General features: G+C 59.4%; 19 protein-coding genes. 12 read left to right on the forward strand and 7 right to left on the reverse strand.

Going from position 1 to position 22,132, the window contains the following annotated elements:
* Nucleotides 1–110 precede the first annotated feature (110 nt).
* Together AKL27_RS11130 and AKL27_RS11135 are read left to right on the forward strand one after the other, a co-directional pair.
* Nucleotides 111–1,325 (forward strand): glycosyltransferase, encoded by a 1,215-nt coding sequence (locus tag AKL27_RS11130; RefSeq protein WP_050462897.1) that lies wholly within the window; start codon nucleotides 111–113, stop codon nucleotides 1,323–1,325.
* A gap of 168 nt (nucleotides 1,326–1,493) precedes the next feature.
* Nucleotides 1,494–2,528 carry a LacI family DNA-binding transcriptional regulator gene (locus AKL27_RS11135; RefSeq protein WP_050462898.1) on the forward strand — a complete coding sequence of 345 codons (1,035 nt, stop codon included), beginning with the start codon at nucleotides 1,494–1,496 and terminating at the stop codon, nucleotides 2,526–2,528.
* Between the two features lie 45 nt (nucleotides 2,529–2,573).
* Here AKL27_RS11135 and AKL27_RS11140 read toward each other — a convergent pair whose 3' ends face one another.
* From AKL27_RS11140 to AKL27_RS11155, 4 genes are all read right to left on the reverse strand, one after another.
* Nucleotides 2,574–3,962: an MFS transporter gene (locus tag AKL27_RS11140; RefSeq protein ID WP_050462899.1), complete on the reverse strand. Its 1,389-nt coding sequence runs from the start codon at nucleotides 3,960–3,962 to the stop codon at nucleotides 2,574–2,576.
* 203 nt (nucleotides 3,963–4,165) lie between these two features.
* Nucleotides 4,166–5,032: a sugar phosphate isomerase/epimerase family protein gene (locus tag AKL27_RS11145; RefSeq protein WP_050462900.1), complete on the reverse strand. Its 867-nt coding sequence runs from the start codon at nucleotides 5,030–5,032 to the stop codon at nucleotides 4,166–4,168.
* Between the two features lie 16 nt (nucleotides 5,033–5,048).
* Complete coding sequence (locus tag AKL27_RS11150) at nucleotides 5,049–5,942, reverse strand: phytanoyl-CoA dioxygenase family protein (protein ID WP_050462901.1); 894 nt, start codon at nucleotides 5,940–5,942, stop codon at nucleotides 5,049–5,051.
* Between the two features lie 351 nt (nucleotides 5,943–6,293).
* On the reverse strand, nucleotides 6,294–8,063 hold the full coding sequence (locus tag AKL27_RS11155) for a hybrid sensor histidine kinase/response regulator (RefSeq protein ID WP_050462902.1): 1,770 nt from the start codon (nucleotides 8,061–8,063) through the stop codon (nucleotides 6,294–6,296).
* A 112-nt stretch (nucleotides 8,064–8,175) separates the two neighbouring features.
* On the opposite strand from AKL27_RS11155, the gene AKL27_RS11160 reads away from it, so the two are divergent.
* Complete coding sequence (locus tag AKL27_RS11160) at nucleotides 8,176–8,787, forward strand: response regulator (protein ID WP_050463001.1); 612 nt, start codon at nucleotides 8,176–8,178, stop codon at nucleotides 8,785–8,787.
* A 13-nt stretch (nucleotides 8,788–8,800) separates the two neighbouring features.
* Here AKL27_RS11160 and AKL27_RS11165 read toward each other — a convergent pair whose 3' ends face one another.
* Nucleotides 8,801–10,183: a surface lipoprotein assembly modifier gene (locus AKL27_RS11165; RefSeq protein WP_083438989.1), complete on the reverse strand. Its 1,383-nt coding sequence runs from the start codon at nucleotides 10,181–10,183 to the stop codon at nucleotides 8,801–8,803.
* Between the two features lie 55 nt (nucleotides 10,184–10,238).
* Nucleotides 10,239–12,131 (reverse strand): hypothetical protein, encoded by a 1,893-nt coding sequence (locus AKL27_RS11170; RefSeq protein ID WP_050462904.1) that lies wholly within the window; start codon nucleotides 12,129–12,131, stop codon nucleotides 10,239–10,241.
* A 126-nt stretch (nucleotides 12,132–12,257) separates the two neighbouring features.
* On the opposite strand from AKL27_RS11170, the gene AKL27_RS11175 reads away from it, so the two are divergent.
* The 6 genes from AKL27_RS11175 (at nucleotide 12,258) to AKL27_RS11200 (ending at nucleotide 18,479) form a co-directional block, all read left to right on the forward strand.
* Nucleotides 12,258–12,548: a hypothetical protein gene (locus AKL27_RS11175; protein ID WP_157056891.1), complete on the forward strand. Its 291-nt coding sequence runs from the start codon at nucleotides 12,258–12,260 to the stop codon at nucleotides 12,546–12,548.
* 175 nt (nucleotides 12,549–12,723) lie between these two features.
* Nucleotides 12,724–13,131: a sll1863 family stress response protein gene (locus AKL27_RS11180; RefSeq protein ID WP_050462906.1), complete on the forward strand. Its 408-nt coding sequence runs from the start codon at nucleotides 12,724–12,726 to the stop codon at nucleotides 13,129–13,131.
* 239 nt (nucleotides 13,132–13,370) lie between these two features.
* Nucleotides 13,371–14,705, forward strand: coding sequence for an MFS transporter (locus tag AKL27_RS11185; RefSeq protein WP_050462907.1), 1,335 nt, complete (start codon nucleotides 13,371–13,373; stop codon nucleotides 14,703–14,705).
* 13 nt (nucleotides 14,706–14,718) lie between these two features.
* Nucleotides 14,719–15,738 (forward strand): histone deacetylase family protein, encoded by a 1,020-nt coding sequence (locus AKL27_RS11190; protein WP_050462908.1) that lies wholly within the window; start codon nucleotides 14,719–14,721, stop codon nucleotides 15,736–15,738.
* Nucleotides 15,739–15,853: 115 nt separating this feature from the next.
* On the forward strand, nucleotides 15,854–16,771 hold the full coding sequence (locus AKL27_RS11195; RefSeq protein ID WP_050462909.1) for a LysR family transcriptional regulator: 918 nt from the start codon (nucleotides 15,854–15,856) through the stop codon (nucleotides 16,769–16,771).
* Nucleotides 16,772–16,910: 139 nt separating this feature from the next.
* Nucleotides 16,911–18,479 (forward strand): EAL domain-containing protein, encoded by a 1,569-nt coding sequence (locus AKL27_RS11200; protein ID WP_050462910.1) that lies wholly within the window; start codon nucleotides 16,911–16,913, stop codon nucleotides 18,477–18,479.
* Here AKL27_RS11200 and AKL27_RS11205 read toward each other — a convergent pair.
* Entirely contained in the window at nucleotides 18,437–19,660 is a 1,224-nt protein-coding gene (locus AKL27_RS11205; protein ID WP_050462911.1) for a sigma-54 interaction domain-containing protein, read from the reverse strand. The two genes, AKL27_RS11200 and AKL27_RS11205, sit on opposite strands and share 43 nt — an antisense overlap.
* Before the next feature lie 237 nt (nucleotides 19,661–19,897).
* Here AKL27_RS11205 and AKL27_RS11210 point away from each other — a divergent pair, with 237 nt between their 5' ends.
* The 3 genes from AKL27_RS11210 to AKL27_RS11220 all read left to right on the forward strand — a co-directional run bounded on the left by AKL27_RS11210 (nucleotide 19,898) and on the right by AKL27_RS11220 (nucleotide 22,091).
* Complete coding sequence (locus AKL27_RS11210) at nucleotides 19,898–20,590, forward strand: LexA family transcriptional regulator (RefSeq protein WP_050462912.1); 693 nt, start codon at nucleotides 19,898–19,900, stop codon at nucleotides 20,588–20,590.
* 353 nt (nucleotides 20,591–20,943) lie between these two features.
* Nucleotides 20,944–21,687 carry a MotA/TolQ/ExbB proton channel family protein gene (locus AKL27_RS11215; protein WP_050462913.1) on the forward strand — a complete coding sequence of 248 codons (744 nt, stop codon included), beginning with the start codon at nucleotides 20,944–20,946 and terminating at the stop codon, nucleotides 21,685–21,687.
* Nucleotides 21,687–22,091: an ExbD/TolR family protein gene (locus AKL27_RS11220; protein WP_050462914.1), complete on the forward strand. Its 405-nt coding sequence runs from the start codon at nucleotides 21,687–21,689 to the stop codon at nucleotides 22,089–22,091. The genes AKL27_RS11215 and AKL27_RS11220 overlap by 1 nt, the downstream gene beginning before the upstream one ends.
* The last annotated feature ends 41 nt before the right edge of the window (nucleotides 22,092–22,132 follow it).

The raw sequence follows: 22,132 nt of genomic DNA on the forward strand, positions 1-22,132 counted from the left end.
ATCCGGTATCGTCAATCCTTACCCTTGCGGCCGCCTCAGCGGCCGCTTTTTATCGAGTCAGCCATGTCGTCCATCGTCTTGTCCGCGTCATCCGTTTGCCGGAGCCCATCATGAGCCGCATCGTCTTCGCCTGGGAGCTCGGCGACAATTTCGGTCATCTGTACCGCATGCTGCCCATCGCCGAAGCATTGCTGGCGCGCGGCCATCAAGTCAGCTTCATCGTCAACCATCTGACAGCAGCACAAGCCATACTGGCGCCGAGGGGAATTCCGTTCCTGCCGGCGCCGGCGTTGCGTGCACCGCATGAGTTGAACCGCGACATCGCCAGCTATGCCGACATCCTGGCCCGCACCGGATTCACGCAAGCCACTGCGCTGCACGGCATGATGACGGCATGGCGCCATTTGCACGGCTTGTTGCAGACCGACGTCGTGGTGCTGGAACACGCACCGGCCGCGCTCATCGCGGCCCGCATGCTGGGCTTGAAAACGGTGCATATCGGCACCGGCTTCACGATTCCACCGGCGGTCGCACCGATGCCCTGCTTCCGGCCCTGGCGTCCCGATCTGGCCGCAGCGCTGGCGACCACGGAATGCAAGGTGCTGGCCACCATCAATACCGTGCTGGCGACGCACGGCCATGCCGCAGCCGCCAGCTTGAGTGAGGCCTTGCAAACCGACCGCACCATCCTGCTGACATTACCGGAACTCGATCATTACCCCGCCGCCAATCGCAGTCATGCGGTTCTGGCCAGCCCGCTGCAACACCATGCCGAGGGTCAGACGGTACATTGGCAGCAGGCGCGGTTACCACGCATTTTCATGTACCTGCGTCAGCACCCTTGGCTGCCCGAAGTGCTTGATCTGCTGGCCGCCACCAATGTCGAGGTCATCGCCATGATTCCCGACATTCCCGAATCGTTGTTGCAGCGTCATGCGGGATCCAGGCGCCTGCGCATTTATCGCCAGCCGCTCAACCTGCAGGCGCTGTTGCCTGCATGCGAGCTGGCCATTACCCATGGCGGCCATGGCACCACGGCTGATTGTCTGCAACATGGCGTGCCGATGCTGTTGCTGCCCGTCCATATCGAACAGTTGCTGATCACCGCGCGCGTCGCCGCTGCCGGCGCCGGTCAGGGTATCCTGCCGGATGCGGTCGAAAATGCATTCGGACAAGTACTGCAAACGCAGTTGACCGACGCCTCGTTCACGCTGGCGGCGCATCAGATCGCCTCCCGCCATGCCAAGGCAAATCCGGCGCAAACGCTGGCGACGCTGATCGAGATCATAGAGTCACTGGCAATCGCTGCCGCCACTTCGGATTGAGCTTTTGACACTGCAATGCCAGCCCGGGGTTGGCGATGCATTTGCCATCCTGACATCAATCTGCAGGGCTTATTGTTGTCTTCCCGACAAACGCCATTGCAAGTCAGATAATTAATGTCAGAATAGCAGCCATCAGACAGTTCACCGTGGACAGGCGCAGCATTCAACATGCACAAGAAAATTTCAGCGGGCGACGCAGCCGGAGCATCGCGGGCAGTGACCAAAGAAGATGTGGCGCGCGCTGCCGGCGTCTCGCACATCACCGTCTCGCGGGTGATCAATTCACCGGACAAGGTGGCGCCGGCCACCCGCGAGAAGGTGCAAGAGTACATTGCGCGCATGGGGTATATCCCCAATCTGCTGGCCGGTGGCCTGGCATCGCGGCGCACACGGATCATCGCCGCGGTGGTGCCGACCATCGGCCATTCGATCTTTGCCGAAACCGTGCGCGGCATGTCCGATTACCTGATGGCGCACGACTATCAGTTGCTGCTGGGCCAGAGTGACTATTCGGAACAGATCGAAACCGAACTGGTAGAAGCCTTCATCGGCCGCCGCGTTGACGGCGTAGTGCTGACCGGTGTGCAGCATACGGCCGCGACCCGCCAACGACTCAAGGCGGCCGGTATTCCGGTAGTGGAAACCTGGGATCTGACGCCGGACCCGATTGACATGCTGGCCGGCTTTTCCAATGTCGATGCCGGCGCGGCCATGGGTGAATATTTATATGAACAAGGCTACCGCCGCATCGCCTTTGTCGGCGGCGAAGATCCGCGTGGCGTGGCGCGCATGGCGGGACTGAGCGCGGCACTGCGGCGGCACCGGTTGCGGGCACCGGTCCGCATCACGGTAGCGCCCGGTTCATTCCTGCAAGGCGGACGCGAAGCGATGGTGCAACTGGCCACGCAACATGCCGATGTCGATGCCGCATTTTTCAGTAACGATGTCATCGCTGCCGGTGCCGTGCTGGAATGCAACCGGCGTCAAATCCGGATTCCAGAGGACATCGCGATTGCCGGTTTTGCCAATCTCGACATCGCCTCGGAAATCAACCCGCCGCTGACCACGGTCCATGTCAGCAGCCATCGCATCGGTGAAACCGCGGCACAAATGATGCTGGCCCGGCTCGGTGGCGATGCCGCTGCACCGGCACCAACGGTCAGCGATCTCGGCTTCTCCATCGTCCGCCGCCAGAGCGCCTGACCCTCAGCAGCCCTGACCGCGGACGAACCTCACTCAAGTGCAACCTCAGGCATCCTCGGCATAGATGACGCCGCGCGTTTCCGGCGCCATCAGCAAGGCGATCAACGCCACCCCGCCCATGAAGACCAGATAACCGATGATCGGGTAATAGCTGCCACCGTAGTAGGCCAGCAAACCGGTGGCAATCACCGGCGCCATGCCGCCCGTGATGACTGACGACAATTCGCGTGCCATGCAAATGCCACTCATGCGGGCGCTCGGTGGAAACAGTTCGGCAAAGAACGCGGCCTGCACCGAAAACATCGGATACAGCCCGAACACGATCATCATGACGAAGCCGGCGATGATCATCGGTGTTTCGCGGGTTTCCAGCATCAGGAAGAACGGCCAGGAACCCAGAATCATGACCAGAATGCCGAGGATGTATACCGGCTTGCGGCCGATACGGTCCGACAGCATGCCCCAGAACGGATTGAGCACCGCACCGAGGCCGGCACCGATCAGCACCGCCAGCAGACCGATACTGGCATCGACCTTCAATTGCACCGTCAGGTAAGACAGCGCCCACACCTGAAAAATATAGCCGGCCGTGTTTTCAGAAAACCGGGCACCGATGGCGATGAACAAATGGCGCCGGTGATTTTTCCACACGGCCTTGATCGGCGACTTCAATACTGCTTTCTTGCTCTTGATCTTTTCGAACGCCGGCGATTCTTGCACATACAGCCGGATATACATCCCCACTGCCAAGCCGATGCTGCTGAGAATGAATGGGATGCGCCAGCCGTAGCTCATGAAATCGGCCTCCGGCATTTGCCGCACCAGCGTGAATATGCCGGCCGACAGCACCACGCCGAGCGCCACGCCGACGCCGGGCCAGCTGGCGTAGTAACCGCGTTTGGATACCGGCGCATACTCGGCCGACATGGTGACCGCACCGCCAAATTCGGCGCCGGCGGCAAAACCCTGTATCAGGCGCAACAGCGTCAGCAAGATCGGCGCCGCAATACCGATGCTGGCATAGGTCGGCAAGAAGCCGATCAGCGTCGTGCTCAAGCCCATCATCAGCAAGGTCACTACCAACACATTCTTGCGGCCGATGCGATCACCGATATGGCCAAACACAAAGCCGCCGAGCGGCCGCACCACAAAACCCAGGGCATAGGAACCGAAGGCGGCCAAGGTGCCCATCATCGGATCGAGCTTGGTAAAAAACAGCACGTTGAATACGATCGCCGCAGCAGTACCATAGAGAAAAAAGTCATACCATTCGAGCGCGGTACCGATCACCGACGAGCGCAACGCAATGTTGCGCTGGCGTTGCATGCTGGCGGCTTCACCGGCCGTACGACTGGCGTCCCGCTCAGTCTGGAGGTGTTCTGAAACGGACCCGATGGCGCGGTTGGCACCCGGGTTGCTGGCGATTGTATTCATCTGTCTGTCTCCTGTTGGATGTCGGCACCAGTGTCGTCCCCTCCCGCGTTGCTGCTATTGCGAGCGGGAAATGCGTGTCGTGTTATCTCGATCTGCGCGCGCCACGATGCCGTTGGAAAATACGGGAACCGATACTCCTCCTTGATGTTGCTGTGGTTTTTTACTGCGATTTCTTGCCGTCATTTGCTACCGCGTGAACACTGCTATGCCGCTGCTGCGATTTGTTGCACTGTTTTATCCGGTTGGCACCGGGCCCACAAGGCGCGCACGCCATCCTTCATGACGCCAGCCTCTTGCCAGCGATCCGACAGTTCATGACCGTCAGCGCCGGTCATCGCATATTCGGGTGGTCCGAGTTCGCACAGAAAGGTCAGCACCGCATCATCGGGCGCGCGCCGGTGCCAGCTCCGGAATCCGTACTCCCACCATTGCATGAACAATTCCACCCACTTGCGATGTTGAGGAAATGCCAGCGGCAGTTGTATCTGCTCGCGACTGGCAACGCGGCCATGAAAGCCCCAGGCGTTGTCGATAATGCGATGCATCAGCGCGTGATTCTCCTCGGATACCGGCCAGGCGAATTCCCGGCCTACTACGTAATGCGACAAGTCGGCCGTCAGTTTCAGATCCGGGAATTGATCCAGCAGATGCAGGGTGAAATACAGATCGGTGGTCATGCGGTCGCGATGCGTTTCGATATGCAGCGCAATACCGGCATCATCCGCCAGCCGTTGCCAGCCTTCAATATAGGGAATGCATTCGGCCAGCGTATAAGGCCGCACATCGGCTTGCAGGTTGATGTGATCGGCGCCGAATTCCTGCACATGCTCGATGATGGGCTTGAGTTCATCGACGCTGCGCGGATAGCACTGGGCTTGCCAGCTCATGCCATGCGCACGCAGGAAACCGGTGACTTCGCGCACGTAATCACGGTCAAAGAAACGCACACCGGCACCATCGAAACCGGCATCACGGATCAGCTTCAGTTTTTCGTCCAGCGTCCATTCCACACCGTCCGGGCGACGGCGTTCCATGGCCCATAACGATTGATAGACGAGTAAGGTGTGCATGGTATCGGTACCCCGCTCAAGTGGAGGCGGCCTGCGCGGCGTCGTCGTCGGCAATGTCGAAGAAACGGCTGCCGCGCGACGACTGATTCTCGTAGATCGAGCCTTGATTCAACGCCGGCGGCAGCGGCATGCGCACCGGCACGTCGCGCATGCGCGGCACAATGGTCGGTTCGCCGCTCAGCAAGCGTGCATTGAATTCATCGAAATCGCTCACGCCCATCAACGGGAATGCATCTGCGGCGCATACTTCATAGAGCAGGAAGTTGCGCGACATGGTGGAGCGATTTTGCGCCGAGCCATGGATCGCGCGTACATGATGAAAGGAGACTGCGCCGGCCTTGCCGGTTACCGGCACTGCCCGCTCAAGATCGAGCCCGGGCGTGGCCGGATCAATGGCGCCGCAGAAGCGCCCGGCGGCATGATGATCGTACGTCGGCCCGGTATGGGAACCGGGCACTACCAGCATGGCACCATTTTCCAGTGAAGTATCGTCCAGCATCACGCCCACCGCCAGGATATCGTCATTGGTATGCGGATAGAACGCCCAGTCCTGATGCCATTCGACCGGCGAACCAAAGCGCGGCGACTTCAGGTTCAGTTTCGAATTCTGCAACCGCAGCCCCGGCCCGAGCAGACCACGCAACACCGCCAGCATCGGCTCGGACCGGATGAATTCTTCAAATACCGGATGGTGCTTATGCGGCTGCTTGATGCGACGCAGGCGCGGATCGGCAGCACTGTGACCGTTTTCCAGATCAAACACCTGAGTATGCGCATCGACCGCACGCGACTGCTCTACCCACTGCGCCAGCGCATCTTTCATTCTTTGCAGCGTAAAGACGTTCAATAAATCGGGTACCACCAGCAACCCGTCGGTGCGATATTGTTCGATCTGTGCGTGCGTAAGCATGACAACTCTCCTGGATGTTCGATGATGGTTCTATGACTGTTCGACGGCTCTTTCACGATTGCTCACGCAGGATTTTCAGCATTTTTCAGCCCTGCCGAAAACACATGTTCGCGCGAACATTGATGTGCATCTTATGTCCCGAAAAAACCGATGTCAACCCGAAAATCGATCAGCAGTCACATTATTGATGATGCGCAGCAGCACAAAAAACCAGCAAGAGACTGGTTTTTTCATTCTGAACAGGTGGGAATACGCAGTCGAAAAACTGCAGCAGCGTGATGCCTGACACTGTTCTGTCCGGACCGGGAATGCACGTCGGCCCCTGCTGCCGAAAAGGCTGTGGATTGTCGCTCAGTGCAAGTCGCGCAACACCGCCTGCAACATCTCCGGCGCCAGCGGCTTATGCAAGATGCCCAGCTGCGCGCCGGTGATGCTGTTGATGCTATCGACCGAGGTGTCGCCGGTAATCACCACTGCCGGAATGTCGTAGCCGCATGCCTGACGTACGGCGCGCACCACATCGACGCCGCTGACATTTTCCGCCAGCCGGAAATCACTGAGGATCAGGTCGAACGGCGGCACGCCGGTGGCATTCGGCAGGTTCTGCAAGGCATGCAGGGCTTGTTCCAGCGAGGCCACCGCCACTACCCGATGTCCCCATGACGACAACAGCAAGCGCATGCTGTCGAGGACGTCGGCGTCATCATCGATCACCAATATCGCCTTCGTGGCACCGTTGGCATTTTGCTCCGGCATGGTTTGCGCGGTCATGATCTGCGTGCGGGGTGCCAGCGGCACCCAGACCGAAAACACCGAGCCGCGCGCCGATACGGATTGCACGCCGATGCGGACATTCAACAAATCCGCAGTGCGCTTGACGATTGCCAGCCCCAGCCCCAGGCCATGCTCGCGTCGCCGGGCCGCATTGCCAATCTGATAGAACTCGCCAAAAATCAGTTGCGACTGTTCTGCCGCAATGCCGATTCCGGTATCGGCCACTTGTATTTCGATGAAGTCACCGCGCCGGCGCGCACCGACCAACACTTTGCCGCGCTCGGTATAGCGCAATGCATTGGAAACGAAATTGGCCAGGATGCTGTGCAACAGGGCGCGGTCGGTCTGGATCAACACCGAGGTCGGGCGGACGATAAAGCGCAGTTTTTGTTCGGCAGCGACGCCGGAAAATTGCTGGTCAATGGTTTCCAGCAACTCCTGCACATCGAACACTTCGCGCCTGACCTTGACCGCCCCCGCGTCCAGCTTGGAAATATCCAACAACACATCCAGCAATTGCACCAGGCCTTTGAGCGCCACTTGCAGCTTGCCGGCAATCGCCCCCACCTCCTGCGTGCTGACAGCCGTGGCATTGCACATCGCGCGCAAGGTGGCGATATACAAACCCAGTGCATGGGTCGGCTGACGCAAGTCATGACTGGCAGCCGCCAGGAATTGCGACTTGGAACGACTGGCCGATTCGGCCCGCTCCTTTTCTTGCTGTAATTGTTCTATCAAGCCGGTGTTTTCAAACCGCAGCGCGACCGCTTCGCGCACGGTGCGATGGAAATTGCGGCTGTAGGCCAGATTGACGCCCAGCAAAAACAGCGACAACACACCCAGCACCGAGAACAAGGGACCACCATGGAAAAATGAACGCAAGGCGAACGGCAATACGGTCGGCAGCGCAAAGGCGTAGTACGCCGGCGGGAACGAGGATTGCGACGCCACCGAGCCGCCGGTCATGCCGGCCAGCAGAATGCAGATGAACACGGTGACGACGGCGTTGTCCGGTGCAAAAAACAAAATCCCGGTCGCGCCCCACAGGCATCCGGACAGTCCCGAGAACAAGGCATAGGTCCATGCACGCCGGCGTGCTGCGCCGGATGGTTGTTCCATTCGCAAGTCACGCCGGACGATCCCGATGCGGATCAGGGTCAACAGGAAAATCGTTGCCGCCCACGACAACAGCGCCGGATGCGCCACCTGATTCCACAACAGATATACCGACAGCGCGGCGACCGCGATATTGCCAAAAAAGATGGGCGTCGCCTGCCGGTACAGCACATTGATCAGTTCGCCAAAGATGCGTGTCGCCACGGTGGATGCCGTCGGGTGTTGAGTCATGCAGATTCCGTTCAAAAACAGCAAAAATTGGATCGTCGCTGCCGTGCAGTGTAATATCTCGCCATCCTTTAATGTCAATTCCACCCGCTATTCATTTCCTCTGCCCGGCGCCATGACGAACATCGTAATTGCAGAAGATCACCCCCTGATCCGGGAAGGATTGCGATCCCTGCTGGCGCAGGCCAGCGATTTCAATGTCGTGGCCGATACCGGCAACGGCGCGCTGGTGGAACAATTGCTGCAACAGACCGCGACCGACCTGCTGCTGCTCGACCTCGACTTGCCCGGCTGCCACGGCATCGCGCTGACGGCGCGCATCAAGCAACAACATCCTCACATCAAGATCCTGATCCTGACCGGCTCCACCGATCACAACAGTGTGCGCCAAGCCTTCGCGGCCGGCGCCGATGGCTATCTGCTCAAACTGGAAGACAGCAGCGAATTGCTGGAAGCCATCCCGACCGTGCTGAACAACCGGCGCTACGTCAGCAAACTGCTGGGGCCGCTCGACCATTTCGAGGAGCATGACGAACAAGCGATGACGCCGCGCGAACAACAAATCCTGAAACTGATCGCGGCCGGCAAATCATCCCAGGAAATCGCTGATGCACTGGCGCTGAGCGTGTTTACCGTGCGCAAGCACAAGCAGAACCTGATGGCAAAACTGTCACTGCACAATGCGGTGGAACTGGTGCGCTACGCCATGCATCAGGGCCTGGCCTGATGCGCCGGGCCGATCAGAACTGCGTCTGCACGCCAAGGCTGAATATCTTGCGCGCATAACTGCTATAGCCGATATTCGACGGGTTATCGATCTGCGTATATTGCGCCCGCAGCACCATGTTGCGGCCGGCCCACCGGCTGATATCCCACAGGCTGGTCAGGCTCGCAATCTTCTGGGTATCCTCGCGCGCCGGAAATAAAATGCTGCCCTGATCATAGCGTACGCTGGCATAGCTATAGTTGCCGACCACGGTCCATTGCGGATTGATGCGCCAGGCCGCAAACACGCTGGGCCCATGGGTGCGCCGCGAATAGACCGCAGAGTCGGCCGACTCGCGCTGCACATTGTAGTCAGCCCCGATTTGCCAGGCCGGCGGCAATTGCGCCACCAGACCGACACTACCCAGCACGCCGTCGGCATTCCGATAATGATCCAGATGCACGGTCCGATTGAAATAGCCGGCCGAGCCGGTCAGCGCCAGGCCCTGACGCAGATCGCGCGAGAACCGGGTAACCACCCCCGGCGTGGTTTCATTCATCTGATTGGCCTGGCGCGAGAAATTGACATTCGGTTGAATGCTCGCGCTCCAGTCCGGCGCCCGGTAGATGAAAGCGGCCGACAACGACATCGCCTCATTGTTGAAATCCGACGTATCCAGATAACCGTTCCCGAGCAACACCCCCTGAAACAATACCGACCAACGCGCATTCAATGGCACCACATAACTGCCGGTGACGCTGCCGGTCGCCCCGAGTGAAGACTTGGGCATCGCTCCCGGATCGAGAATGAAGTTGCCCGGCAAGCCGCCCACCATCGCCGGCACGATATTCGATACCGGCCCGCCGTTGATATTGCTGTCATGCACGACGCCGGCAAACACTTCAATCGACCACGGCTTGCCAGCGGCCGGCGCAAACGCCACCGGATCACCGCGCCCCAGTTGTTCGATCAGATTGTTCATCTGGGTTGATACCGGCCCGGCCGGCAACAATGGCAGGGTTTCCTTGTAGAGCTGCGTCGCCTCATCGCGACGGTCGAGGGCCACCAGAATTGCCGCCAGTTCCACGCGCGGATTGGGCGCCTGCGGCGTCAGTGCAATCACCCGGCGGTAATGGCTGATGGCGGCATCGACGTGCTGCAGGGAAGCATGGCAGCGCGCCAGCACATACAGCCGCTCGGCATCGACACTGTCTGCCGGCGTCTCGGCCAGCAAGGCGCACGCCACTTCGGGATGCCCGCGCTCTTGCATCACGCGCGCCATCACGACCTCGTCGCGACTGCGCATTGCCGCTGCATCGGCGGTACCGGGTGCGGCGGCCGGCGTGGCTGCATGCATCAAGGGCGACGACAACAGGCACGGCACGGCTACGCCGATAGCGCGAAATAGCTGGTTCATACGTTCACAGAAAGAAGATGGATGAGATCAACGGCAACCGGCAATCAGGACGATTTCAGCGATTGGCCGCAAACGTGCCGCCGCCGCTGACGCTGCTGGTCGACATATCCCAGCTGCCCTTGATCGCATTGGCCGCCGGGCCGTAAAACTGTCCGTTGCGGATGTAACCGGTCATCGCCTGATTGTTGTAAGTGCCGTTCATGCCGCCGCCGACATAGCCCCCCGATTGCACCAGACTCAGCGTTGCACTGCCCTTGTTGTTATCGAACTGGACGCTGCCGGGAATCGGCGCATGGCTGCCGATGGTCGCGAAGTTGACCTGCATCGACAGATTGCCGCCCACGACCGAACTGTCACTGAGGGTGCCGCTCAGGCGTCCGCTGAATGTGGCGTTCAGATTGGTCGGCCAGTTGGCGCGGGCCGTCACGTTATTGAGATTGTTGCTGGCCTGCGATGCCGCATTGGACAGCGCAATATCGTTGGCACTGCTGGCAGAAGCCGCCGCCGCCGCCGCTGCGGCAGCCAGCACCGAGGCGCCGACTGCCGCCAGGCTGCCGGTTGACAGGCCAGCCACGCCGGCGGTCGTCGCTGCGCCGGCCGCAGCGGAGGAAGCGGCATTCGGTATCGGAGCAGCGACTGACGCTGCCAGCGTGGTTGCCTGAAGCGCCGGCACATTACCGCCTGAAGCAGGACTGGTCGGACTGGAAAAGATGCCGGCATCGACCAGCTTTTGATATTTTTCTTCAGCGCCCGCCGCCAGTGGTTTGGCCAGTGATGGCGCGGAGGGTTTCGCCGCGTCCGGATTGGTGGCGGTGCCTTCCAGCATCGCCGCCATGCGCGCCTTCAGCGCCTCCAGTTCAGCCTGCGTCGCCGATTGCCCGCCGGAGGAACGCTGCTGCTGTACCTGCATCAGCGCCGTTTCGATATCCATCGAATGGATCTGCACCGGTCCCACGCCTGGCACCACCGCCGGCGCCGGCTGCCGGACTTGCTGCTGCATCTGTTGTTGCAGTTGTTGCAACTGCTCCAGCGACGGCGGCGGCCGCAATGCCGGATCCGGCCGCGGCGACAAAGGTGCGATCATCGGCACGCTCAGTGGTTTGAGCTGCGGCCCCGACTCGGACTGCGGCACCAGCTTGAGCGGATCCCAGGTCTGGCCCGGCGCTTGTGTTTGCTTTTGTGTTTGCTTGCCGGTTTCGAGTTGCTGCAACAAGGTTTGCCGGGTCACTTCCGGTGTCTGCTGCGCCGGACTCGGTTTCCGGGTCAACTGTTCGATCTGCAACAGCTTGGTTTTCTCGCTCTCCCCGGACGGCTTTTGCATGAGCGGCGACGGTTCCGGTTTCGGCCCTTGCTCCTTCGCCTGGATGAGCTGCTCGATCTGCTGTTGTTTGGTTTTTCCGGTCTGTTCTGTCATCTGCGGCAAAATCACCGGTTTCACCGGCGCAACTTGTTGCTGCAGTTGCTGCTGCCCGGACGTCGGATATTGTGCGGGCGCCGGCGTCGGGTGCATGAGCGGCGATGACTCCTGCGCCTGGATGAGTTGTTCGATCTGCGGCTGTTTGGTTTTTCCGGTCTGTTCTGTCATCTGCGGCAAAATCACCGGTTTCACCGGCGCAACTTGTTGCTGCAGTTGTTGCTGCCCGGGCGTCGGATATTGTGCGGGCGCCGGCGTCGGGTGCATGAGCGGCGATGACTCCTGCGCCTGGATGAGTTGCTCGATCTGCGGCTGTTTGGTTTTTCCGGTCTGCTCCGTCATCTGCGGCAAAATCAACGGCTTCACCGGCGCAACTTGTTGCTGCAGTTGCTGCTGCTCGGGCGTCGGATATTGTGCGTGCGCCGGCGTCGGATGCCAGGTCAGCAACCCCAGCAAGACCGACGACGCACAACATGCGCGCGTGCGGTGTTGCCGCCAGGCGGATGACGAATACCGGTAGTGAATTGTGCGCATGAGCTTCTCCCCTTATGCTCGCCGCATATGGCTGCGGCTGATGGCGGCGAGATTAGCAATCGCATCGGAGGAAGTAAATACTGCAAATGCAGTAGTCAAACTTGCATCCACGGTTGGATGGCAATCGTGGCGATGATTGCCGCTGACACCGCACCGGATGTGGCCCGCCATGCTGCGAATGCGTATCCGGACCGCGCCTATCCGATTCAACGCGAAGATTCCAGGCAGCACGTGGCCGAACTGCAAGTGTATGGCGGCAACACCGCGGTCATCATTGCGACCTGCCATCACAAGCTGCGCAGTTTGTTGCACGGAAGAATTCTGGCCCGCCTGCTGGTCGCCGCCGCCCTGCAGCTGTCCGTCATTTGCCTTGTGCCGGCGCGGCGCATGCAAGAGGATGAACGCGCCACCACCTGATCGGCATAGTTGCAACATTGACTATGGCTGCCTGGCGACCTACTCTACAAGCAACCGGTGTACGGATTGTCCGCATGCGCATGAGGGCAAGCCACTGATCGCGATACCGACCAGCAGATCATGCGCCGCAACTCAGCAGCAGCGATTGCCATCCGAACCTTTCCGGGAGATCAGCATGATCATATTGCCCCTTGCCTTCAGCGTCAGCATGGTATTGCTGGCCGGCTATAACGGCCCGGACCAGAATCAGTTGCAGCAGCAACAAAGCGCCTCCTCCGCCAATGAGAAAGCCGGGCGCATGGCTGCCGCCGACCGCGATGCCTATCTGAAAACCGCACGCCGCGATCTGGATCAGCTCAGTGAACAGATTGAAGCCCTCAAACTCAAGGCCAACAAATCCGGTACGGCAATGAGAGCCAGTCTGGAAAAGAAAATTCACGGCTTCGAGGACGACCACAAGAATCTCGAAGAAAGCTGGCAACAGGCAAAAGATGCCGGTGAAAGCAGTTGGCAAGAATTCAAACTCTCGTTCACGGCCAGCATGGAAAAACTGAAGAAGGCCGTCCATAACGCCACCCGATAAAAACGCCGGCATCCGGGATCACGGCAGCCAGCGCTCGCGGCTGCCCGCGCCCCCGCCGCGCCATCCCTTCCCCACGCCATTGCAGCATGCGCCGGCCCGGCAGGTCTTGCCGGCCGTCAGGCCATCACCAGCCCATAAGCCAAACCAATATGCAGAATTAGAAATGATAATTTTTCTTATGCCTGCGGCAGGCGTATAAATCCGAGATCAATTTCGAATTGACTCTGGAGACAAAAATAATGACATCAATCGCTGCTACCAACGCCACCCCATCCAAGGCCTCGCGCCACCAACCGGTACGCGCATCAGCGGCCGCCTTCGTCGGCACCATGATCGAATGGTATGACTTTTATATTTACGGCATGGCCGCCGCGCTGGTGTTCGGCAAACTGTTCTTTCCCACCAGTACCGGTTTCTATGGCACGCTGGCTTCGTTCGGCACCTTTGCCGTCGGCTTCTTCGCGCGGCCGCTGGGCGGCGCGGTGTTCGGCTACATCGGCGACCGCATCGGCCGCAAGAAATCCCTGGTGATTACCCTGCTGATGATGGGCACCGTGACGGTATTGATCGGCTTGCTGCCGACCTATTCCAGCATCGGCGTCTGGGCCCCCATCGCGCTGGTAGCGCTGCGCTTCATTCAAGGCATCGCGGTCGGCGGCGAATGGGGTGGCGCGGTACTGATGGCCAGCGAACACTCGCCGGATCAAAGCAAACGCACCTTCCTGGCCTCGTTTGCACAACTCGGCAGCCCGGCCGGCCTGATTCTGGCGACGCTGATGTTCAAGCTGGTCACCTCGTTTGATGATGCCGCTTTCCTCGACTGGGCCTGGCGCGTGCCATTCCTGTTCAGCGCACTGCTGCTGGCGATCGGTTTCATCATTCGTCTGAGCGTCAAGGAATCGCCGGATTTCCTCGACGAACAAGCGCGCCGCGAAAAAGCCGCCAAAGAGACCAAGGCCGCAGTCGAAACCCTGCCGCTCAAGGAAGTCTTGAAAGGCGCGCCCGGTCTGTTGCTGCTAGCCATCGGCGCCAACGTGCTGGGAATTGCCGGCTTCTATTTCACCAATACCTTCATGCTGGTCTACACCACGCAATACCTGCATCTGCAACGCGGCCTCGTGCTCAATTGCCTGCTGGTGGTATCGGTCATGCAATTCTTCATCACGCCGCTGGCAGCATTGATTGCCAGCAAGATCGGCAACCGTCGCTTCCTGGTGCTGACCTCGGCCTTGTCGGTCCTGACCCCGTACGCCATGTTCACCCTGGTCGATACCGGTTCGCTGTTCAATCTCACCATCGGCATCGGCCTCGCCGTGCTGTGCCTGGGCGCTTACTACGCGGTAATCGCCGGCTACGTCAGCGACTGCTTCCCGACCCGTATCCGATACACCGGCATTTCGATGGCCTATCAGGTATCGGGCGCAATCTTCGGCGGCCTGACACCGATGCTCGGCACCATCCTGGCGGAAAAATTCCAGGGCCACTGGTGGCCGCTGGCATTGCTGTTCAGCGCCATTTCCCTGCTGTCGATGTTGTGCGTATTCAAACTTGCCGCGCAACGTCGCGCGGCCTGAAAAGAGATCGTCAATGAAAGCATTTTTCCATCCTGATCAAAAACTGCACCATCCCAAAAGTTACTATTCGCGCGGCAAAATGCGGGTGCCGCAGGAAGTGCCGTCGCGCCTGGATGAACTGGTGCTGGCGGCACGTGAACTCGGTTTTGACGTGCAGCAACCGGCCGATGCCGGCGCCGCCGCGATCAGCGCCGTGCACGCGCTGCCGTATCTGAGTTTCCTGCAAGAAGCACACCGCGAATGGATGAACTTGCCGGATGACTGGGGCAACGAAGTGGTGTCCAATATCTTCGTGCGCGAACCGAATCCCTTGCGCGGGGTACTGGCCAAAGCCGGCCGCTACCTCGCCGATGGCAGTTGCCCGGTGGGGCCGGATACCTGGCAAGCCGCTTACTGGTCGGCGCAATGCGCGATCGCCGGCGCCCACGCCTTGCAGCGCGGCGAACGTCTGGCCTACGCCATGTGCCGCCCGCCCGGTCATCATGCCCGCCACGACGCCGCCGGCGGCTTTTGTTATCTCAACAATGCCGCCATCGCCGCCGAGATGCTGAGCAAGCAACATCAGCGCGTGCTGGTGCTGGATACCGATATGCACCACGGCCAGGGGATTCAGGAAATCTTTTACGAACGCAATGATGTGATGTACGTCTCGATTCATGGCGATCCGGAAAATTTCTATCCGGTGGTGGCCGGTTTCGAAGATGAACGCGGCAGCAAGGACGGCTACGGTTACAACCTCAATCTGCCGATGCCGCATGGCTCGCCGGAAGCGGTATTTTTCGACAAACTGACACAAGCTTGCCGCGCGATTGAATTGTTCCAGCCCGATGTACTGGTGCTGAGCCTCGGCTTCGACATCTTTGAAAAAGACCCGCAAGCGGTGGTCGGCGTCACCTCGGACGGTTTTGAGCGGCTCGGAAAAGTACTGGGGGCATTCCGCTTGCCGACCCTGATCGTGCAAGAAGGCGGTTACTATATCGAAGGCTTGCGCGACAACGCCAGCCGCTTCTTTGCCGGGTTGGCCAACCCCTGACAGACTGGCGGCGCTGACGGAGCAAGCTCACTACTAAAAAAAGCCGACTCGCATGCACCCTTCTGACCCGCCCGCTGAGCAACGCCCCAAACGCCCGGTGGTTTCCGCCGAACGCATGGACTGGAATCTGTTGCGCACCTTCATGTTTGTGGTGCAGGAACGTGGTGTCGGCCGCGCCGCCACGGCGCTCAGCCTGAGCCAGCCAGCCGTCAGCCAGGCCTTGCGCCGGCTTGAAGAAACCGTCGGCGGCGTCTTGCTGCACCGGCGCAACGGTGAATTCCGGCTGACCACGCTGGGTGAAGAAACCTACACCGTGGCGCGCGAGATGTACGGCATGGTGACCCGCATCGAAGGTGCCGCCGGTCACGGCAAAGATGATGTGGCCGGGGTGTTGCGGCTGTTCCTGATGAGCCGGGTGCAAAGCGCTGCCTATGACGACTTCCTCGCGCAGTTTCACCGGCGCTATCCCAAGATCGAGTTCCGGGTCGACGTCATGCAAAGCGCGGCCATCCTCGACGGCCTCGCCAAGGGCGTGACCGCGCTCGGCATCTGCCTGTGCCGCAAGCCGGTGGAAAAGCTGGAACGCCGCCTGTTTCTGCGCCATCGTTACGTGATCGTCTGCGGCCGCCACCATCCTTTGTTTGCCCAGCGCATCGTCAGCATCGATGACATCCTCAGCCAGAATTTCGTCTGTTTCGCCAGCGACCAGCTCGGCGATACGCTGTCGCCGCTGACGGTATTCCGCGACCAGCAAGGCTTCACCGGCCATATCGCCGGCACCTCCTCCTATGTGGAAGAAATCCGGCGCATGGTAGTGGCCGGCGTCGGCCTCGGATTTTTGCCGGAACACCTGATCCGGCAAGATGTCGCCAGCGGCGAACTGAGCGTGTTGCAAGCCAGCGAACCGGTCGCCGAAATCGATGTGTTTTTGACCTGGCATAAACAACGCAAGCTATCGGTTGCCGAACAGGCGTTCCTCACCATGTTCGAACGCTTCCTGCAACGCGTGCCGCTGGAAGTGCGCACCGCATAGCCCTCAACAATATTGATTTGCAGAAACATTTGACGCCGGGCATGATACGATCTGCACACCGGTCATGCGCCGGTGCGCAGCACAATCATGCAAACGTCAACAGCGTGACGGAATCAGTAAAAATATCTGAGGGGAATGCTTGAATCGCACCGGAGTTATTGTCGTCGCGACATTGCTGTCGCTGGTTGCCGCCATCAGTTCGCTGGGCGGCATGTCTTATCTGTCATGGACGCGCGCGCAGGCCGTCGAAGAAAAACGGCTGCAAAGTTTCGCGCAACAGGCGCTGCAACGGGCGCAGATTCCATTTCATGATGCCAGCGTGGTACTGCACCGCCTGCACAACACGCACGCCGCCCCCTGCTCCAACGCGCACATTTTGCAAATGCGCAAAATCACCATCAATACCCGTAGCATCGAAGACGTCGGTTATTTTGAAAAAGGCGTGCTGAAATGCACTTCCTGGCAAAAGAGCCGCAACACCATCATCCAGACCATTCCCGATTTCATCACTGCCGACGGCATTCAGGTCAGCCAGTCGATGCTGCCGGAGATCAGCGGCAAACCGATGGTGGGCATGTTTTACGCCGGACATAAAGTATTGATCGACCCGGCCCGCTTCACCGACATCGTCCTCGAACCCGAGATTCAGATTGCCATCACCACCAGCGATGGCCACGCGTTAAGCACCCTGCATCAACCCGACATGCAACTGGTCGGTACCCTGCTCAAGGGCACCCAGGCCAAGACCGGCATCGACTCGTTCTCGGTCGTGGTGCGCGACGGCGAACTGGCAGCCGTCGTGCTGGAACCGTATGGCAAGATCCGCGACCGCTTGTGGCAAGAACAGTTGATCTGGGTTCCGTTCGGTCTGCTGCTGGCGCTGCTGTTCATCGGCGCCGTGATCTGGATTTCGCGCCGGCGCCTGTCGCCGCTCGGCGAATTGCGTTTTGCGATTGAGCGGCGCGAATTCATCGTCCACTACCAGCCCATCATCGAACTCAAGAGCGGCATGTGCACCGGCGCCGAAGCGCTGGTCAGATGGCGTCGTCCCGATGGCAGCATCGTGCGCCCCGACCTGTTCATTCCGCTGGCCGAAGAAAGCGGCCTGATTCTGCCGATCACCGATCAGGTCATCGAGCTCGTGATTGAAGACTTGGGGACATGGCTGACGCAACACCCGGACTTGCATATCGCCATCAACCTCAGCGCGCAAGATATCAAAACCGGCCGCGTGCTCGATGTGTTGCAGGCCAAGCTGGAAAACACCGGCATCACCAACCGGCAAATCTGGCTGGAAGCCACCGAACGCGGTTTCATGGATATGCAAGCCGCCCGCGCCACGATAGACAAAGCCCGCGCGCAGGGCTTCTGGGTCGCCATCGACGACTTCGGCACCGGCTACTCCAGCCTGTCCTATTTGCAAAAACTGCCGCTCGACGCCTTGAAAATCGACAAGTCATTCATCGATACCATCGGCACCGATTCCGTCAGCAGCAACGTCACGCCGCACATCATCGACATGGCGAAAACCCTGCAACTGAACATCGTCGCAGAAGGCATTGAAACGCAGGAACAGGCCGATTATCTGCTGGCACGGGAGGTTGAATACGGGCAAGGCTGGCTGTATTCAAAAGCCTTGCCGGCAGCCGATTTCATGCAGTTCTGTCAGACCCGGGCCGGCGCTGCGGCGACCGCGACGCCCGGATGATCGGCCGCCAGGTGCCAGTCTTCGTGCGCCACATTTTCTCCGCAATCGCCGTGACCATGCGCGGCATGGCGCTTGAGCAAGGTTCTCAAGACGTTGCGCGATATGCCCAGGATTTTCGCGGTCTGCGTCTGATTGTTGCGGGCAATCGATAATGCCGCGCCGACCACCGCCGCCTCGATCTTGCCAAACGCATCTTCCTCGCCATCGTCGAGCATGGTTTCCAGAAGACGCGTCAATTTCTCTTGCAAGGATTCCGTTTCCAGCGGGCTGACCATCGCTGGCTGATCGGCCACAGCCAGATCGGCCGCCGGCGAGGTGATGCCGGCATGGGCCGGGACATTATTCTCGGCGCCTGCGGCAAAACCGCGGACCCGAATCGGCCGGTGCCCGATACGCAGATCGGCAGCGCGCATTTCACCATTGCCCGTCACGATCACGGCGTAATGAATGGTGTTTTCCAACTCACGGATATTGCCGGGCCAGTCATAGCCGAGCAACACCTCTTCCGCATCCTTGCTGATCGTGATGCCATCAATATTGAGTTTTTCAGAATAATGCTTAACGAAATGCCGCGCCAGCGGCAAGATGTCGCCGGGCCGGCCACACAGCGGCGGCAATTCGAGCGTGGCGATACCCAACCGGTAATACAGGTCGGCCCGAAAGTGCCCGACCTGCACTGCTGTGTACAAATCGATATTGGTAGCGGCAATCAGGCGCACATCCAGCGGCGTGGCGCGGCGTGATCCGATCTTGACGATCTGCCGCTCCTGAATCACGCGCAGCAACTTGACCTGCATGTTCAGTGGCAAATCACCGATTTCATCGAGAAACAGGGTGCCACCATTGGCGGCCTCGAACCACCCTTGCCGCGCATGCGTGGCACCGGTGAACGCGCCGGCTTCGTGTCCGAACAACTCGGCGTCAATCAGATTTTCACTGAAGGCGCCGCAATTGACCGCAATGAAAGGACCACGCCGCCCGCTGTGCGTATGTATATAGCGCGCCAGCAATTCCTTGCCGGTACCGGTTTCACCGATGATCAATGCCGTCGCGTCAGTCGGCGCAATCTGATCTGCCAAGGCCAGCAAGGCTTCGGAACGCGGGTCGTGAAAAACCAGGGCTTTCGCTCTGATCGAGAGGGGCGCAACACCCGAGGTCGGCAACGTAAGAAGAACGCTCACAATAGTCAGTACCTGAAAAATGATGGCCCACCCCGCCGCGGCCGGAGGGGTGAAATAAATAAAGATGAAAAGCTTCTAACGCAACGATGCGGCAAAACCTATAATCACGAATCGGACAAGACAAGTTGCGATAGAGCATATATTTACGATTGGTTACAACAATAGCGCAAACAAGTTTTCTACTTAACGAATAAAACAGCATATTCTTATACTAAAGAGTCAGAATAAATCCCCATCATGACAAAAACAGACAACGAGATTGAATTCGAAGAAGCAAGCAGCACGCTGGCCGCGGATGGCGAAGACGGCTTTGCGGAACGACTGAAAAAGCTGATTGCGCTCAACGGCACTGTCAATGCGCTGGCAAAAAAAGCCGGCATTTCCCATAGCGGTCTGCTGCGTTATCTGTCCGGTGGCGATCCCTCGCGCAAGGTACTGGTGGCACTGGCCGAGGCGGCCAATGTCGATCTGGTATGGCTGGCGACCGGACGCGGTCAAATGACCGGCGCCATGCCCAAGCAAAGCCTGACCATGTTGCCGCTCTATGACGTATCCGAATTTCCCGGCAACACGGTGATCGCCCAACAAGACAAGACGCAATTGACCGAACTCGCCTTCTGCCGCTTCTGGCTCAACCGCAACGGGCTGGACTCCGGCTGCCTGAAAGCGATGATGGTCCGCGGCGACAGCATGGCGCCCTGCATCGTCAACGGCGACACCATCCTGATCGATGAAACGCGGCAACACATCATCGATGGCAAGATTTACCTCATTCGCGACCACGGCAATCTGCTGCTCAAGCGCGTGCAATGGGAACTGCATGGTCGTTTGCGTCTGCTCAGCGACAATCATCAGTATCGCGAATTTGATGTCGCCGCCAGCGAAGTGGAGATTGTCGGGCAAGTAGTCTGGGGTGCCCGCCTGATGTAACGCGCATGCACTGATCCGCGCAGGATGACCGGCCTCCCCGCCGCCATCCGCGCGCGCCACCGGCCCATCCCGTTTTTTCCCTTCCCGTTTTTTCCCTTCCCGTTTTTTCCTCCTGTTTTTTCCTCCTGTTTTTTCTTCCTGTTTTTTCTTCCGGCTGTTTGATTTAAGACAGCAAGCCAACAACGCGCTTCCCGATTCCTTCCGCGAATCGCTTCTTTTCAACCAACTCTCCCGTATTTCCCTTCATTTCAGCCGTTTTTTTCTGGCACACATCCTGCACTGACAGAGGCGCTGCCTGTTGTACAGCGCGCATTCACGGCGGGCATTTTTCTCTACAAGTAAAAGGTAATGAAATGAATCAACTGTTCTCATCTGCAATCGGCGTAGAGGCAACGCTCTATCTGCTGTTGCTGTTTTCAGTGGCGACCTGGGCGCTACTATTGATCAAGGGCGTCCAGCATGCCCGCGTCAGCCGCAGCAATGCGCGTTATGCGCGCCAGTTCTGGCAAGCGCGGGATCTGCAAAGCGCTGCCGCCATCGCCTCCGCCGCGCCGTTCGCACGGGTAGCCAAGGCCGGTCTGATCGGACTCGGTCATGCCGATCAGCGCGGCTACGATCTGGAACACAGCGGTGATCGTCAGGACTTGCTGGAGCGCCATCTGCGTCAGCAAATACATAAAGAGCGCCGCGCGCTGGAAAGTGGTCTGGCAGTACTCGCCAGTATCGGCAGCACGGCGCCGTTCATCGGTTTGTTCGGCACCGTCTGGGGCATCATGCACGCGCTCAAGGCCATCAGCGCCAGCGGCTCTGCCAGTCTCGATGTGGTGGCCGGTCCGATTGGAGAGGCCTTGATCGCCACCGCCATCGGCATTGCAGTCGCGGTACCGGCGGTGCTGGCGTTCAACTTCTTCCAGCGCCGCAATCGCGCCGTCGGCGCCGATCTCGATGATTTTGCGACGGACTTCATCACGCTGTCCCAAGCCACCGCTTTCCGCCACCCCGGCAGCGCTGCAACGCCAGCGACCTCGGCCAATGACAACCCGGCGGCCAAGCCGGCGGCGACAGACATCCATATCAGAAAGGCAGTGTTGAGCTGATGGCCTTTTCTACGCAAAGCGACGATGGCGTGGTCAGCGATATCAACATCACACCGCTGGTGGATGTGATGCTGGTGCTGCTGGTGGTGTTCATCGTGACAGCGCCGCTACTGACCAATGCGATCCATGTGAATCTGCCGAAAACCACCGCTACATCTGCGCCGACGCAACAGAAGGCGGTGCAGGTAGCGATTGACGAGCAAGGCCGGATCCGGGTGAATGAGCGACTGGTGACGGAAGACGTTCTGGAAGCGGAACTGAAGGCCTTGCAGGCCAACAATCCGGAACTGGCACTGCATCTGCAAGCCGACACCAAGGTCTCGTACGGCACGGTGGCATCCGTGATGGCCTCCATCGAACACGCTGGCATCTCCAAGCTCTCGGTACTCACCATCGCCAAATGAAGGTTGGCGAACTTATCTCTTTTTTTCATCTCAACAGAAAC

The sequence above is a fragment of the Herbaspirillum autotrophicum genome, from assembly GCF_001189915.1.
GTDB classification, from domain to species: domain Bacteria; phylum Pseudomonadota; class Gammaproteobacteria; order Burkholderiales; family Burkholderiaceae_D; genus Herbaspirillum; species Herbaspirillum autotrophicum.